This window comes from Candidatus Eisenbacteria bacterium (genome assembly GCA_018831195.1).
Lineage (GTDB): Bacteria > Eisenbacteria > RBG-16-71-46 > CAIMUX01 > JAHJDP01 > JAHJDP01.
In genome coordinates, this window is record JAHJDP010000023.1 from 28,614 (window position 1) to 43,493 (window position 14,880).

At 53.8% G+C, this 14,880-nt stretch carries 13 protein-coding genes; 4 read left to right on the top strand and 9 right to left on the bottom strand.

Annotated elements, in window-relative coordinates:
- The first annotated feature begins 109 nt into the window (after positions 1-109).
- Both KJ970_03765 and KJ970_03770 read left to right on the top strand, forming a co-directional pair.
- On the top strand, positions 110-2,560 hold the full coding sequence (locus tag KJ970_03765; GenBank protein MBU2690019.1) for a tetratricopeptide repeat protein: 2,451 nt from the start codon (positions 110-112) through the stop codon (positions 2,558-2,560).
- 62 nt (positions 2,561-2,622) lie between these two features.
- Positions 2,623-3,921, top strand: coding sequence for an MATE family efflux transporter (locus tag KJ970_03770; protein ID MBU2690020.1), 1,299 nt, complete (start codon positions 2,623-2,625; stop codon positions 3,919-3,921).
- 11 nt (positions 3,922-3,932) lie between these two features.
- Here the strand turns inward: KJ970_03770 and KJ970_03775 are convergent, their stop codons facing one another.
- Positions 3,933-4,286: a hypothetical protein gene (locus KJ970_03775; protein ID MBU2690021.1), complete on the bottom strand. Its 354-nt coding sequence runs from the start codon at positions 4,284-4,286 to the stop codon at positions 3,933-3,935.
- A gap of 182 nt (positions 4,287-4,468) precedes the next feature.
- On the opposite strand from KJ970_03775, the gene KJ970_03780 reads away from it, so the two are divergent.
- Positions 4,469-6,721 carry a patatin-like phospholipase family protein gene (locus KJ970_03780; GenBank protein ID MBU2690022.1) on the top strand — a complete coding sequence of 751 codons (2,253 nt, stop codon included), beginning with the start codon at positions 4,469-4,471 and terminating at the stop codon, positions 6,719-6,721.
- Positions 6,722-6,729: 8 nt separating this feature from the next.
- Here the strand turns inward: KJ970_03780 and KJ970_03785 are convergent, their stop codons facing one another.
- From KJ970_03785 to KJ970_03800, 4 genes are all read right to left on the bottom strand, one after another.
- The gene (locus KJ970_03785; protein MBU2690023.1) at positions 6,730-7,836 is read right to left on the bottom strand and encodes an aminopeptidase; all 1,107 of its coding nucleotides are present in this window, start codon (positions 7,834-7,836) and stop codon (positions 6,730-6,732) included.
- Between the two features lie 131 nt (positions 7,837-7,967).
- Entirely contained in the window at positions 7,968-8,690 is a 723-nt protein-coding gene (locus tag KJ970_03790; GenBank protein ID MBU2690024.1) for a DUF2461 domain-containing protein, read from the bottom strand.
- A 63-nt stretch (positions 8,691-8,753) separates the two neighbouring features.
- Positions 8,754-9,548 carry a class I SAM-dependent methyltransferase gene (locus KJ970_03795; GenBank protein ID MBU2690025.1) on the bottom strand — a complete coding sequence of 265 codons (795 nt, stop codon included), beginning with the start codon at positions 9,546-9,548 and terminating at the stop codon, positions 8,754-8,756.
- 13 nt (positions 9,549-9,561) lie between these two features.
- Positions 9,562-10,344, bottom strand: a complete 783-nt coding sequence (locus KJ970_03800) for a GNAT family N-acetyltransferase (GenBank protein ID MBU2690026.1) — start codon at positions 10,342-10,344, stop codon at positions 9,562-9,564.
- Positions 10,345-10,571: 227 nt separating this feature from the next.
- Here KJ970_03800 and KJ970_03805 point away from each other — a divergent pair, with 227 nt between their 5' ends.
- Positions 10,572-12,212, top strand: a complete 1,641-nt coding sequence (locus KJ970_03805; protein MBU2690027.1) for a SpoIIE family protein phosphatase — start codon at positions 10,572-10,574, stop codon at positions 12,210-12,212.
- Between the two features lie 24 nt (positions 12,213-12,236).
- On the opposite strand, the gene KJ970_03810 is transcribed toward KJ970_03805, so the two are convergent.
- The 4 genes from KJ970_03810 to KJ970_03825 all read right to left on the bottom strand — a co-directional run bounded on the left by KJ970_03810 (position 12,237) and on the right by KJ970_03825 (position 14,873).
- Positions 12,237-13,175 carry an SPFH/Band 7/PHB domain protein gene (locus tag KJ970_03810; protein MBU2690028.1) on the bottom strand — a complete coding sequence of 313 codons (939 nt, stop codon included), beginning with the start codon at positions 13,173-13,175 and terminating at the stop codon, positions 12,237-12,239.
- A 72-nt stretch (positions 13,176-13,247) separates the two neighbouring features.
- Positions 13,248-13,697 (bottom strand): NfeD family protein, encoded by a 450-nt coding sequence (locus tag KJ970_03815; protein MBU2690029.1) that lies wholly within the window; start codon positions 13,695-13,697, stop codon positions 13,248-13,250.
- A gap of 227 nt (positions 13,698-13,924) precedes the next feature.
- Positions 13,925-14,521, bottom strand: a complete 597-nt coding sequence (locus KJ970_03820; protein ID MBU2690030.1) for a hypothetical protein — start codon at positions 14,519-14,521, stop codon at positions 13,925-13,927.
- Between the two features lie 43 nt (positions 14,522-14,564).
- Positions 14,565-14,873 carry a hypothetical protein gene (locus tag KJ970_03825; GenBank protein MBU2690031.1) on the bottom strand — a complete coding sequence of 103 codons (309 nt, stop codon included), beginning with the start codon at positions 14,871-14,873 and terminating at the stop codon, positions 14,565-14,567.
- Between the last annotated feature and the right edge of the window lie 7 nt (positions 14,874-14,880).

Below are 14,880 nucleotides of genomic sequence, written 5' to 3' on the forward strand. Positions count from 1 at the left end.
ACAGGGGATATCTTGGGTATGCTTTCAGAGGGAGGACGCGGGGTTCCCATTGTCACTCCTGCGGGGGGCGGAGGAGCAGGTGGCACGACCGAAAATTTCCGTATCATGTATGAAAGCAATTAGTTACAGCGTTTTAACGATCTTTCTTGCAGGTTCTTTCCTCACCTTCCTGGGCGGTTGCGGCTCCCGATTGCCACCACCCTATAAACCGATGCGTCCCAAGCAGTTCACCTGGATTCTTCTCGAGGAAGATCCGACAAAAGCGATTGTGGCCCTGCTTTTCAGGTCGTCTGCCATCGACTCCATTCCACCCCCCATAACCCTCAGGCGGATTGATGCCCTTCTGCGGCGCTTGCATCCCTCCCAGATCGAACCCGATGCGGTCGATCGACTCGCCCTGCTGCGGGAAGAGGAAGAGCTGGAGCGCCAGCTTCAGGAACTTCACATCGGGATGGGAGATCTTGTGCGATTCCGGTTGGGTATCGGCATGGGGGATGATGATACGATTTTCCGCCGGCTCGCCGGGATCCTGGGCAGCAAAGCGATTCTTTCGCTTCATTACGGCACGGTGGAGGGACGAATTCATGCCCGTCAGTATTTAGAGAGCGGTTTGATTTGGGATCCTGACAATCCGATTTTGACAATTCTCCTTTCCCGGCTTCTAAAAATGGGATCGTATCATTGGCTCTCTACAAAAATGTTGGAACGTTACGGCAGAGGATCCCGAGGCCGGGATCTCATGGATCTCGAACAGATGCGCGCATGGGAAGGCCACTACCAAACAACACTTGAAGAGAAGAATCTGCGCAAAGCACACAAGTATATTGATAAAATTCTGGAGCGCAACGGGCGCCGCCCCTGGATCCTGCTGGAGCAGGCGAGGCTTTACATTGAAGGAGACCGCGACACCGATGCCCGGCCCCTTCTTGAAGAAGCGCTGAGCGCCATGAGGGATGATCTCGCGGCAAAGGACGAAACCGGCGCAGAGATCTCGCCAAGGGAGCTCCGCGGCAACGCCTACTTCCTCAGCGCCACTCTCGAAAGCAACCGGTTGGAATACGATAAGGCCGATTCCCTCTTTCGGCTTGCTTTTGAAGATCTTAGACATTCCGAAGGCGGAGGCTACCTCGCTGATCTTATGGCCTTGCCCTGGGATTTATTTTCAGCGGAAGAAAAACTCGAATATGACAGCAACCCCAACAGGGATGCTTGGTTAGAACATTTTTGGCACACGGAGGACCCTATCCTGGCGACACCCCACCTTCGTGAAAACCAGGTGGAATATTGGACACGCATTGCTATCGCAAAAACACGCTTCGATCGCTTGCGCAATGAATTGACCGGGCCGGAAACGGAACCCGGCGCCGCCATACTGCGGTTTGGGCGCCCGGCCCGGTTTGAATTTCTCAACGGGCAGCCGAAGGCCGGCTCCAGCATCCATCCCTCGATTGACTTCAGTATCTTTAGAAAACTCATAATGAGTTATACATTCCGGTATACGACAAACCCCCAGGATTCCGTAAAACGCGTGCTGGCATTTGATGACGGCGGGGGCAACAATCTTTTCACCTGCATCGACTCCCTGGCGACTCTGGTTTGGCCGCCGCGCGTTTTCGATTTCAGTTTCCGCGGCCTCTACTACCCCATGGCCATGGATGCCGCCAGGTTTCAAGAACATAACGGCACCACGCGGCTGATCGTAGGCCTTGAGACATTATGGCCTAATCTACAGGTGCCGTTTCCACTGAGCGAGTATTCATTTGAGGGGTCCCTGGAAGCTATATCGACGCGCTACCAAATGAGGGATCAAGGGGATATCTATTTCGGGAAGCCAATGGGAACCCGCGAATTGCCAATGGATCGAATCGTTCCCGCTCAAGGCCGGGGATCGCTATTCCAACGGCGTATCGCCACCCTTGAATGGGACCATCTCCCGGCGGGAATCAGCCGGGTGGCCTCTTTGTTAAAGCTTCGGGATAATACAGGCGTGATCGTCGGATATTCAGCCGACAACGGAGATAAAATCATCCATCCCGGCTGGGACACCGGGAAGTTGGAGATGAGCGATATCCTCTTCGCCGCCCACATTTCGGACAACGGTCTCAGCGAGCGGGATTGGGAGATCCGGCCCGGCGTCACGGCATATGGTATCCCCCGTGACAGCCTCAAAATCATACCCCGGGGCAGTACAAAACTACTCCCCGGCGAAGACCTCTTCATATTGTTTGAAGTTTACAACCTAAGTCCCGGATCCGGCGTCTCTCAATGTGAAATCCGCCAGATATTAGAGAAAATCCGCCCCGACGGCACCGTGGCCTACAGTGTTGGTTCGGCGGATGCCACTTCATCTCTCATCCGATACGGAATCAATTGGTGGGTTTCATGGAACGGCATCGGCCTTTCAGAACTCAAAGAGGGGCGCTATCGTCTGCGGATTATCGCCTTTGATCAAAACGCTTTTCAGGCCGTGGAAAAAACAAAATCCTTCACCGTTTTGTCCGGTCAGCATCTCGCCGGAGAATACCCCTGGCGGCGGCTAAAGCCGGAGGAGCCGTCATAAAGACCGGCCGCGCCAAGCCCGTCCTTCTGACCGAAGGAGGAATCCTCGGCCCCCTTCTGCGTATGGGTGTCCCATCCATGATTGGATTTCTGGCTCTGAATATTTACGATTTGGCCGATATGTTCTGGGTCTCTCGTTTGGGCGTTGATCGCATCGCAGCCATCACACTCTTTCAATCATTTCAATGGGTCATCAGTTCCGCAAATCAGATGATCGGCACCGGTTCAGTCGCCGTCATCTCCCGTCGCTACGGCGAAGGGCAGGCTCATCGCACCGAAGCGAGTATTAAAGAGACCCTTATCCTCAAATGGATATCAGGGCTTGTCTTCGGCTTCATCGGCTTCCTGGTTCTGCCCTGGGTCATGCATCTCATCGGAGCGCGCGATGAGGTTCTGACCATGTCGATCCATTACGGCCGTATCATGTTCATCGGCCTCAGTGTTTCATTTGCCACCTTCTCGCTCTATACGGCCCTGCGCAGTGTGGGGAACCCGAAAACTTCGATGTTTCTTATGCTGAGCGGCGCGGTACTGAACCTCCTTCTGGACCCTTTCCTTATCTTTGGTTGGGGGCCGTTCCCCCGCTTGGGACTGGAGGGAGCCGCCATTGCATCGGTTTTATCCCATATCCTCACCTATATCGCGGGCACGGTGATCTTTTACGGCGGATTCGCTAATGTCCGGCTGTGTTTTCACAATACTGAGCCCCTGCGATGGTCTTCAATGCGCAAAATCCTTGGAATCAGCCTTCCTTCCGCCATCAGCTCTATGTCCTGGTCCTTGGGCCGCCTGGTCATCATGCCTTTCATTGCCACCTTCGGCATTGGAGTCGTGGCGGCCTATGGCATGGCCAATCGGGTTGTCGCCTTGGGAATCCTCCTGGTTGTCGGATTGGGATTGGGCGTCGCTTCACTCATCGGCCAGATTCTAGGCGCCGGTCTCGCGGATCGTGCGCGCCAAACGGCCGGTCTTGCGATGAAGACGGCCACCTATATCAATGTCATTTTCGCCGCGGTGGTCGCCGTCTTCGCGGTGAAGATCTCCGGACTTTTCCTTCACGATCCACAGCTCATTGCGGCCGGCGCGGAAATCCTGCGAATCCAGGCGATCTCCTTTCCCTTCTTCGCTGCCTTCATCATGATGGAGGAAATCTATGCCGGAGCCGGAGACACCGTCCCGCCGATGTTTTTCGGTATTCTCCTTGAATGGATCTTGATGATTCCGGTCGTCATTATCGGAACCCGATGGCTGGGATTCGGCCCGAGCGGGGTATGGTGGTCCATCACTCTATCAGTGATCTTGGCGACCCTATTCTTTTTCATTCACTACAGAAGGGGCACTTGGCTTACAAAAAAAGTGTGAGCATGAGAAGTCTACCGGACAAGAAGCCAAAGCCCGGCCAGCATTAAGACCGCGCCGGCATACTGCACTCCTCCCAGCCTCTCATTAAATAGAAAGGCGCTGACAACGAGAATGAGAAGATATCCCAGTGACACCATCGCGGGGTAGGCTAGGCTGAGAGGCAGGCGCCGCAGAGCCAATGTGTAAGCCAAGAGGTTGGATCCAAAGCAGAGAACACCGATGACAAAAGGCCAATTGAGGAAGATCTGCAGAAAAGCCGGCCATTCGGGGTGGGCCGGCGACGGATGCGTCGCGGCATACTTGATAAGAATATTCGCCGAGGCGTTGAGGACAAGAGCCGTGATGAGCAAGGCGATCGCACTCATATATCACTCCTTGAATAAACCCTTGAATATGAATCCTTGAAGAACCATTTCTTCATTCCATTATGCCGGTGTTATTGTAGAGAGTGCTCTGGTAGATCGTGTTATGATGGATCTGGGTTTCAACCTAATCCGCCGATGCTAGATGGTCAAGCCATCACCGTCAATGGATTGAGGGCGAAGAGATGAAATGGCGAATTGAGCCTTCCTGGCCGCGCATTCTCCTGATCGCAGCTGTCTGTTTCCTAAGCCATGCAGCGGGATTACTCGCCGACGCCCCCGCACCGGCCGGCGACATCCTTCCCCCGCAGAAAATTGGTTTGGTTCTCTCTGGAGGCGGGGCTCGCGGTTTTGCCCATATCGGCACTCTGAAGATGCTTGATTCTCTTCAAATTCACGTGGATGTCATCGCCGGAACAAGTATGGGGGGGATCCTCGGGGCGCTCTACGCGATCGGGTATACGGGCCGCGAGATCGAAGAGATGGTCTGCGCGACCGATTGGGAGGAGATCTTCTCAGATAGTCCGCCCCGGTCAACTATGCCTTATATACAAAAGAAGGATACCGGCCGCTACCAATTGACCTTTGGATTCAAGGGAACAACACCGGCGCCGCCGAGTGGTTTGATCTTCGGCCAGAAAGTCTCCCTATTGTTCAGCCGGCTGACATTCCCACTCGATGGCCCGGGCGATTTCGACCGGCTGCCCATTCCGTATCGGTGTGTAGCCATTGATCTCGTTACCGGCGATCAAGTTGTTCTCGATCATGGTTCGCTTCCGAAAGCCATGCGATCGACAATGGCCATCCCAACCATATTCAGTCCGGTGGAATGGGGGGATTCCCTTCTGATCGATGGTGGTTCCTCAAATAACCTTCCCGTGGATATCGCCAAGGAGATGGGCGCCGATATCATCATCGCTGCGGATGTCGGCGGCAAGCTCAAGAGCCGCGAGGAATTGAACTCGGCGCTTTCAATCTTCGAGCAATGGATAGAGATTTCCGATCATGAGCATTGGCAACGCAATATGGAGATGGTGGATATCTATATTAAACCCGACCTGGCGAATATAAATATGGGCGATTTTGCGCGGACAAGGATCCCTAAAATCATAAAGAGCGGCGAGAGAGAAGCCATCCAGCAAGCATCCAAAATCGATTCAATTTGCGGCATGATCCACAGAGACAGGGCGCCGAACCCTGAAAAAATTCAGTTTAAAGATACGCATGACAAAGCATTCGACATCCGAACAATCTATATCGAAGGAGAAAAGAACCTGCCATCGGATTTCGTTCGAAGTCACTTGAGACTGAAGCCCGGAGAAAAATTTGATACGGACCAACTGAACCGCGATATTATGAGCCTCTACAGCCTCGGATACTACGAGAGTATCTTGTACGAGACCCAGATGGCCGAAGACGGACTAATTGATCTCATCATCACTGTTAAAGAGCTTCCTCTACGAAAACTCCGTCTCGGGATTCGCTATGACGACCGGCACAAGCTTGTCGGCGCCATGGCCATCCAAACGACGAATCTTCCACTGCCGGGACTGCGGCTGGAAAATGAACTGCAGTTCGCGGGACTCATGCGGTATACGGCGAGGGCGTCATTTCCCTCGCGCACCCTCCGATTTCCCATCTATCCATTCGCCGATCTCAGTTACCGATACATCTCGACGGATGTTTTCGCCGGATCGGGAAAATTGGCCGCCCGCTATGATGATCGTGCGACTGTTATCGGGATTGGTTTCGGCGTTTCCCCGGGCGGCTTTTTCAATGCGGAATTTTCATACCAATCCGAATTCGCCAGAATGAAACCGACGATTTCCTCGCCATCGCTATCCACTTTCTCCGCACAAAATGATGATCTCGAGCGGATACAGGCTATCCTTTATTTCGATACGCTCGATGGGGTTCTGCTGCCGCGCCAGGGATTTCAGATTGAAGGAAGGGCGGAAAGGGCGGATAAAGCCTTTAATACGGAAATTGAATATAACCTGATAGATATCTCCGGTGACTTCTACCTCACACTTCTTAACCGGCACACATTCCGCCTCTTCGGCTATTGGGCCGAGGGATCCGATGACACTCCCTATTATCGCTATCGGAATATGGGGAAACCCGAGACATTTGTGGGTATGGAGTATGATCAGTTGGCCGCCGGCCCGATGTCGCTCATCCGCCTGGATTACCGCTATCAAGCCAAAAAAGAGTTCTTTATCAAACTTATCGGCAACACCGCCTATGACTTTCAATACAAACTCCGCACAGACGAGACCGGCGCCGCTTCCGATCCCCTTTGGGGATTCGGCGTCGGCGCCGGTTATGCCTCACCGATCGGCCCGCTTCAATTGATCTGGAGCACGGGGAGCCGGGGCTATGACGAGACCCGGAAATCCCAAAACGTTGTCTATTTTACAATGGGCTGCCGGTTCTAATCCGAGGTCTAGAATTTCAAAAATTTCCCATCCTTTTGGATCGGTTTCCCGTTGCCATAGACGGTGAAGCCCTTGCGGGTATCGCAAACCATATCCCAATGGATCGCCGATTTGTTCTTACCGCCCGCTTCCGGCAATGAGGCTCCCAGAGCCACATGCATCGTCCCGCCGATTTTCTCGTCGAAGAGCGTGTTCTTTGTAAAAACCTTGATCGCCTGATTCGTACCAAAGGCCAGCTCTCCAACACGCCGGGCGCCGGGATCCGCCGCCAGCATTGCGTCAAGAAGCTCAGCTCCTTTATCCGCCGTGGCCTCAACGACACGCCCCTTCTTAAAGACCAACCGGACGTTTTCGACTTCGCGCCCGCCATAGACCGCGGGGAATGTATATCGAATATGTCCTTCGACGGAATCTTCCAACGGACAGGTAAAGATCTCTCCATCGGGGAAGTTGGCACGGCCGTCGCAATTGACCCATTTCCGGCCGGCGACTCTGAACTTAATATCCGTGTCCTTTCCGACGACTCGAATGATGTTCAGACGGCTCAACCGCTTTGCCAATTCGGCCTGCCTCAAGGAGATCTTCTTCCACTCGGCTACCGGATCTTTCTTATCGACCATACCACCCTTGAACACGAAATCTTCATAGTCCATCAAGGACATCTCGCCATCCTGGGCGGAAGAATGAGTTGGATAAAGCGTTCCACACCACGCAACCTCCCCCGCGGCGGTGCGCTTCATCATGACGTCCATCAACTCTTTCCGCGCTGATTGCGCCAGGGCCATCCGCTTCGGATCGATGCCGGTCATCTCTTTGCTGTTCCATCCCCCCATGATAAAGAGGAATTTATCAGCCTTCTTAAACTCCAGCTTCCGCGCCGGCGAGATGAAGGCGATCTGTTCATCATTCCCCCGGTGGAACATAAGGTGATGAGAACCTGCAATATCCGCGTGAATCGTTGGATGGGCGCCCGCCGACAAAACTTCAATGCAGGCGGCGCGCATCAGATCTTCCGCAAGATAGGCTCCTTGAATGATGACCCATTCGCCCTTCTTCACCGCCAGGCTGTAATGAATCAAGACCTTGGCCAGTTTCTCCACTCTTGGATCGACCATCCCATCCTCCCTTTATAATGCTGAAACTAATTCCCACCCGGCCTGGGGCCGAATCTCATCGCCCGAAATTTAACTCATTTCGGTTTCCGCTTCCACTGCCATCTGAAGATTCCATCTCTTTCGGTTCCGTCTTATCTACGCAATACCCGGCTATCCGGTTGCCTCTCAGCCATCGCCCGGATCCATCGGTGCAGCGGGGCCATTGATTTAAAGCGGTCATAGGTATAATCCAAAAGATCGGATGTATAGAGCTCCGCCGGTATCGTCGTTTCGATGGATGCGTGGAGAGTGTTATACCGCAGCAAATCGGCACTCTTATGCCCTGGATCGAAACCCCTTGGGACACGTTTGTAGTGAGCTCCGCCCACTTCGCAACCCGGCACTTTTGACAGCTTGCGGATGGTGGTCCGAAGAGCCGTTCCCATCGGGGGATCGATGACCGCCCGGCGGTAAGACTCCAGCATCGACCTCGGGAAAATGTACATGCCGACCGCCAGCATGAGATGGGGTGGGCTCAGATGAAAGTAAAAACCTGAGCAATCCATTTTGGCATCCCCTCCATCCCAAAACCAGATTCCCAGATGAGTTTTAAAGGGTGACTTATCTTTGCTGAATCGGATATCGCGAAAAATCCGAAAAATCGACCGGTCGATCCTCGGATCGGCGTTTACTTGGGGCGCGATCCGTCGCAAACGCTCCCCCATATCCATGACAAAATACCTGGCTGGAGTTAAAACATGGTTTTCATAATCTTCACGATGATCCTGAAACCAGGATTTTGTGTTGTTGCGTTTTAATCCTTTATAAAACCTAACGCATTCCTTCGGGAACCCGTCAAAGTGCCTTGCAGACAAGATATCCTCCTTATACTAATGCCCCTGTACCTATAACCATCCACTCATGATGATTTATGGTGATCATTCGATCTTTTCTGCAATCAGTCTCGCCTTGCCGCCGATTTTGATCCGCCCATAGTACGGATTCAGGCTTTCTTTGTTTGAATAGGTCTCCCACACCTTCAACCGGAACCCTGTGCGATTCGCGAGATATTCAAATGACGTTTTGCAAAATTCGTTACAATGACCCGGGCGGTAACCTTCCGCGTATCGCTTTCGTGAAAGGCCCAATCGGGTCATCCATCGTTTCATCCGAAAATCGATGCCATCGATATTCGGGAACTCCATGAGGGCATGTCCTCCCGGCTTTAATAAGGAACGAATGCTTCTCATTGCGTGGAGCGAATCGGGGATATGCTCCAGCACATGCCGCAGGATCACAAGATCAAACGAGCCCATTTCCGTCGGCTTGTACGACATGAAATCCGCCGTCTTCACATCAATCTTGAGTCTCTTGGTCACCGATTCAGCCAAAAAAGGAGACAGCTCCAGCCCTTTTACATCCCAGCCCCCCTCGCGGCAGAGATACAGCAATCTCCCGTTGCCGCAACCGATATCGAGAAGTTTGCCGGCCGGGATTTGGCGGCTATGCCTCTGCAAAAAACGAAAGGTCATCGTCTGCAGCCGGTTGGTTTTCAAATCGTCATCCAAGGGGTCGGGATACTCTTCGGCATATTTCCCCTGATCCGTCCCACCCGAGAGATCATAGTTCACCAGCCTGCAAATAGGGCATCGATAAAACTTGAACTGGCGTTCGCGCCCTTGCTCATATTGGAGCTTCAGCTGGGTATGTCCACAGAGACGGCAAGCGAACATTACCGTGACCCCCTCATACGGCGGTCGCCATATATTCATGATACGAACCCATGACTTTGAAACCCAGCCTCGCATAGAGACTGATTGCCGTTCTGTTATCCTCATGCACATTCAGGCCGATGTGATCCGCCGTCTTACAAAGCGATTGACACAAGCGGGCGGTAACACGGATTCCAAAACCCCGGCCCCGGAAATCTGGGTGTGTGGTGACATTTCCAAGTGAGGCGACGCGGTATGTCTCGGAATAGACATGTATCCCCGCCACGCTGATCCATTCGTCTTTATCCCGGATCCCGAAATATCGCCCGGTTTCCAACATCCTTGGATCAAACCAATGACCGGGATAACTCGTCTTATATAGTTTTTCCAGTGCGGGCTGATCACGTATGGACAATTGTTCAACATCTGATGTCTCCACCCCGGAAAGCAAAGTTTTGTCAATCAAACCCATCTTCAAGTGCCGGCCGTGTGAATCCAGCCTGTAAAAACCCTTCATGCGCCCTTCCAATCCATGACTTATGTGCATATAGAACCGTCGCGGCAAGAGATGCCGGATCGATTCGAGGAGACGGCCCAATGGCTCCGTAGCTTCATCGAGAATGAGAAGAACGGGCAGCTCCACTCCTGTATAAAGGAGAATCACCGCCTGCAGTTCGCCGGTCTGCTCCCATGCATACCAAGTCGTGTAATCCCAAAAAAAATCATCAAGATCGCCGATGGCGTAGATGTGGAGAAAGGCATTCCGCCTGAAGAATGATTCTATCTTGCTCTTGTTATGCAACGTTCGAACCGCCATCTCGATCCCCCGACGAATCATGCTGTAGGGGCTCTGACCGCTGCCGTTCCCCTGACGGTGATCCTACCACCCGAATCGGGGCACTACACCCCGTGTGTTTACTGCGTGCACGGCCGTGGATCCCGGGCCGGTCGCTGAATCGACCGGCTTCGGCAAGGGATTACTTGGAGAATTCCTTATCACCCGCTATGCTCCCCTCATTGAATCCGTTAAATGGGAGGTTTTTCATGTACGTGTTGAGGGGGGTTGAAGACGGCGGTCCGGTGCAATGGTCCCTAACTCAAGGGATTTTCCGGATCGGGCGCAGTGTGGACAGCGACATTCGGATGAAGGATCGCTCGATATCAAGGGAACATGCCGTCCTCAAGATTCAGGATGGCGAAATCACACTTGAAGATGCCGGGAGCCATAATGGAACGAAGGTCGACGGTCAGGATATCAGAAAGCCGACTTCGATTCAGCCGGGCGCCGTCCTGCAGTTCGGCAGCCTCGAGCTGCAGTTTTTAAGGGCCGGCGATGCCGGAGACACTCTTTTAAAGACAACGACGGAGATGCGGAGCGACACATCCCTGGGCGCCGCCGTCAGCCTCTCTTGGGATGAGGTTCAGAGCGGGATCAACGCGGCGTCTGGTGTTTATCAATCCCTCTTTTCCGCCGTCAAAGAGGCGGGTCAGATTCTCATCGTCCCCCGCTCCCTCGACGATCTACTGGAGACTATGCTGGATATTGTGGAACGGGCGATCCCGCCGGGACGGCTGGTGCTTCTGCTGAAGGAAGAGGGCCACGATGAACCGGTGGTCCGCGCGTCGCGACCGAAGGATGCCCATTCCCAAAAAGAAATGCTTCTGAGTAAAACCATCATCAACACGGTCATAGACAATCAGACATCATTGCTCGTCACCGATGTCGCCACCGATCCGCGTTTCCAAGGAGCGGAAAGCATCATGACGCTTGATCTCCGCTCCGCCATGGCGGTGCCCCTGTTTGACAACAAGAATGTCATCGGATTGATCTATGCTGACACGTCGAAACCGGGGATACACTACGACCGCGATCAACTCGGCGCCTTCACAATTCTGGCCAACATGATCGCGGTAAAAATCTCGAACACGTTTCTTCTTGAGGAGCAGCGCAAGAAAGTCATGTTGGAGCAGGAGATGGCGGCGGCGGCGCGCATACAAAAATCCCTTCTCCCCGCCACCTTACCGCAGCCTCCCGGGTATGAGATGCTGGCCCGCCAAGTGTCCTGCCTGCAAACGGCGGGTGATCTCTATGAAGCCTGCACATTGCCGGACGGCAAGATCGGCATAGCCGTGGGCGATGTCAGCGGCAAGGGGGCTGGAGCCGCACTTCTCATGTCGCATGTCATGGCTTTTCTACGGGTTCTCTATGCAGAATGCTCCGATCTGACCGAGTTCGCCGCGCGCCTGAATGGGCGGATATTCGACTGTTCCGAGCCGACGAGCTTCGTCACCCTTTTCCTTGGAAGGTTGAATCCGAAATCCGACACTCTCGAATATGTCAACGCCGGGCATGATGCACCGGTCATCATCTCGCCGGACGGATCGATGCGGCGCCTGGATTCAACGGGCATCCCGATCGGCCTTCTGAACATCGGGGCTTACACATCAGGAAATGTTGAATTTCCTCTCGGGGGGCTCCTCTGTGTCTTTACCGATGGGATTCCCGAGGCGCAGGCGGGTGAAGAATTCTATGACAATGAGAGATTGCTGGAAGGTTTGAAGCAAAGGCGGACATTGCCTCTGGAAGAAATCGCAGCTGGGATCCTTGGTGATTTGAAGGCATTCATCGGGGAACACCCGCAGCTTGACGACATCACCTTCTTCCTGGTGAGACGGACCGAATAGGTCCGTCTCACCTGTTGCCCTTCTCTAATTCGCCGCGGGGCCGCCGCCGGCTTTGGCTCCATCCATCTTCGAGCGGAAAGCTTCAACCAATCCGCCCAAAGCCCCAAGCATCGAGGACGATTCCATCGGCAGGAAGATCTTTGTCGCTTGGCCGTTGGCGACCTTTTCCAGCGCTTCAAGATACTTGATGGCAATAAGGTCGCTTGTCGGATTTCCATCATGAATGGCCTTATAGACCTTGATGACCGCTTCCGCCTCGCCGTCAGCAACGGTCAGCAGCCGGAACTTGTCGGCATTGGCGACTTGGCGGATGGCTTCCGCCCTGCCTTCCGCCTCGAGGATTGCGGCCTGCTTTTCTCCGTTGGCCCGCATGATCTTCGCCTCCCGGTCCCCGTCGGCCTCGAGAACCATGGCGCGGCGCAGACGCTCCGCCTTCATCTGACGATGCATCGCCTCCATCACATCGCCGGGCGGATCGATCCGCTGGATCTCGACGCGCACAACACGAACACCCCAGCGATCGGTCGCGTCATCGAGGATCTGGCGAAGCCTGGTATTGATGGTTTCACGGGAGGTCAAGGTTCCATCGAGGGCCATGTCACCGATAATATTTCTGAGGTTTGTTTGCGCGAGCTTCGTCGCGGCGGCGTAAAAATTCGCGACATTGTACAGGAGCTTCACCGGGTCGGTCGCTTCAAAATAGACAATCGCGTCGACGGTGACGACAACGTTATCCTTCGTAATCACCTCTTGCGGCGGAACATCGACAACTTGCTCCCTCATATCAACTTTAAGGATTCGTTCAACAAAAGGCATGATCATGGTCAAGCCGCTGCCGACGGTTCGCTGATACTTTCCCAGTCGCTCGACAACACCCCTTTGATAGGGTTTGATGATTTTTAGACTCTGACCCACGACAATGAAGAGAACAATGGCGACTATAACAATGGGGATAATTTCCATGACGATCCTCCTGAGAAATATCCGGGTTTGTTGCCTATGACCGGTACTCTTGTTTCTGAAACCATCACAACCCTAGACGGCCTGTTCCACCAAAACTTTAACGAGAAGATGCGTTCCGGAGACATCAACAACTTCCACACGCGTCCCCTTGGGGATAGAATCTTCATCGACCCCTTCGGCCCGCCACTCCTCCCGCTCTATGCGAACCATGCCCGTGGCGCGCTTATTATCGATATCTTCAATGACCATTCCCTTTAAGCCCTTAAATCGATTGGCTCCTACGGAATCATTCTCGATATTCTTTAATATCCGCTTCGCGAATCGCTTGGAACCGGCCCAAAGGACTCCCGAAAATAGGATAAAGACAATCCATTGGAAAACCAAGCCCCCGCCCAGAAAGGCCGTAACGGCGGCCGCGGCCGCCGCGATTCCGAACCACAGGAGGAAAAATCCCGCGGTGAATATCTCGCCGATAATGAGGATCGCGGCCAGAATCAACCAAGCCCATGATATCCAGTTCATAATTGTAAAAGCCTCCTCATTCCCTCCACCCTCGACCGGCGCATCGGCCGACAAAACATGACAGAAGTATCGTGGTGGACGGATTTTTCCGGGTCAAGCGCTATGTTGTGAGTCGCCCCCGGTTGCCTCATCCAAGATACGGTGAAAAGGCGTTTGTATTCATCCGAAGAATCGATTCTTTGTCGTCATGATGAATTATTTTTCAGCAGACGCGGCAGGGCGGGAACCTATACCCTCTTCGCAATCTCATTCTCAAACCAAGTGATATACCGCCTGTATCCGGCGCAGCGCTTTTCAACCGCCTCGCAGGCGGTTGCGTACATGAGGGGCGCCACGCTGGGCAACGGCCGATGCCGGAGGTCGAAAGCCCGGCTGGGCAATTTGAGATAGGCGGGCCGGGCGTCAATCAGGGTATGATGCCGGGCGAGCGAGAAGAGATCGCAGCTTCGCTCCCCGTTGGGTACACCCTCCCGTCCCTGGAGAACATGGATCAATTCATGAGCGATTGTTTGATAAGAGAGATTTCTCGGATTAAGCCAAATCTGAGGTTCGCCGACCACCGCACGTCCCGCGGCGCCGCGTGTCACGCCGACCCGTACAACACTCTCATGCAGCTCCGGGAAATAGCGAAGAACATAGGAAACCATGCGGAGGATACGAAGCCGAGATGGGTGAGCCGCCAAGGCCCGGCTCGGCCGGTATGGGAGCGGAAAATACTGATTCTCCTCCGGCCCGTCCCAGAGCGGGAGTTGGTTTTGTTCACTCTGTAGCACAATTCGGCTCACGGAGTTATTTTTACAGTCTTTCCCCGGAGGACGCAACACCGGCTTGTTCTCCCGATAGACAAGCGAAGTGAAAATCTGCAAATCACCGACCCGCCGCCGATGGTCCGCCCTCTATCCCAAGATCGGGGGGTGAGCCATCCACATCCGTGAACTGGGGATTTCCCTTGTCCCTCAAATCGGAGTCATCCATCAGGCGGAAATCGAGCGAGTCGCGCAAGACCGGGTTTACTGAGAGATTCCCATCAATGCCGGTCAAATCATCGAGATCCCGGTATTCCCCTTCAACATTTCCCCAAACATTGTTAAAACCAAACTCGAGCTTCTCCCGCCGGCCGTTTAACCAAACACCGACACAAGGGCAAACCCATTCGTCCCGCCAGCCGTTCTCCACAATGATA

Coding starts and splice junctions, on each gene's coding strand:
- KJ970_03765 (MBU2690019.1), top strand. CDS start 110: ATGAAAGCAATTAGTTACAGCGTTTTAACGATCTTTCTTGCAGGTTCT.
- KJ970_03770 (MBU2690020.1), top strand. CDS start 2,623: ATGGGTGTCCCATCCATGATTGGATTTCTGGCTCTGAATATTTACGAT.
- KJ970_03775 (MBU2690021.1), bottom strand. CDS start 4,286: ATGAGTGCGATCGCCTTGCTCATCACGGCTCTTGTCCTCAACGCCTCG.
- KJ970_03780 (MBU2690022.1), top strand. CDS start 4,469: ATGAAATGGCGAATTGAGCCTTCCTGGCCGCGCATTCTCCTGATCGCA.
- KJ970_03785 (MBU2690023.1), bottom strand. CDS start 7,836: ATGGTCGATCCAAGAGTGGAGAAACTGGCCAAGGTCTTGATTCATTAC.
- KJ970_03795 (MBU2690025.1), bottom strand. CDS start 9,548: ATGTTCGCTTGCCGTCTCTGTGGACATACCCAGCTGAAGCTCCAATAT.
- KJ970_03800 (MBU2690026.1), bottom strand. CDS start 10,344: ATGGCGGTTCGAACGTTGCATAACAAGAGCAAGATAGAATCATTCTTC.
- KJ970_03805 (MBU2690027.1), top strand. CDS start 10,572: ATGTACGTGTTGAGGGGGGTTGAAGACGGCGGTCCGGTGCAATGGTCC.
- KJ970_03810 (MBU2690028.1), bottom strand. CDS start 13,175: ATGGAAATTATCCCCATTGTTATAGTCGCCATTGTTCTCTTCATTGTC.
- KJ970_03815 (MBU2690029.1), bottom strand. CDS start 13,697: ATGAACTGGATATCATGGGCTTGGTTGATTCTGGCCGCGATCCTCATT.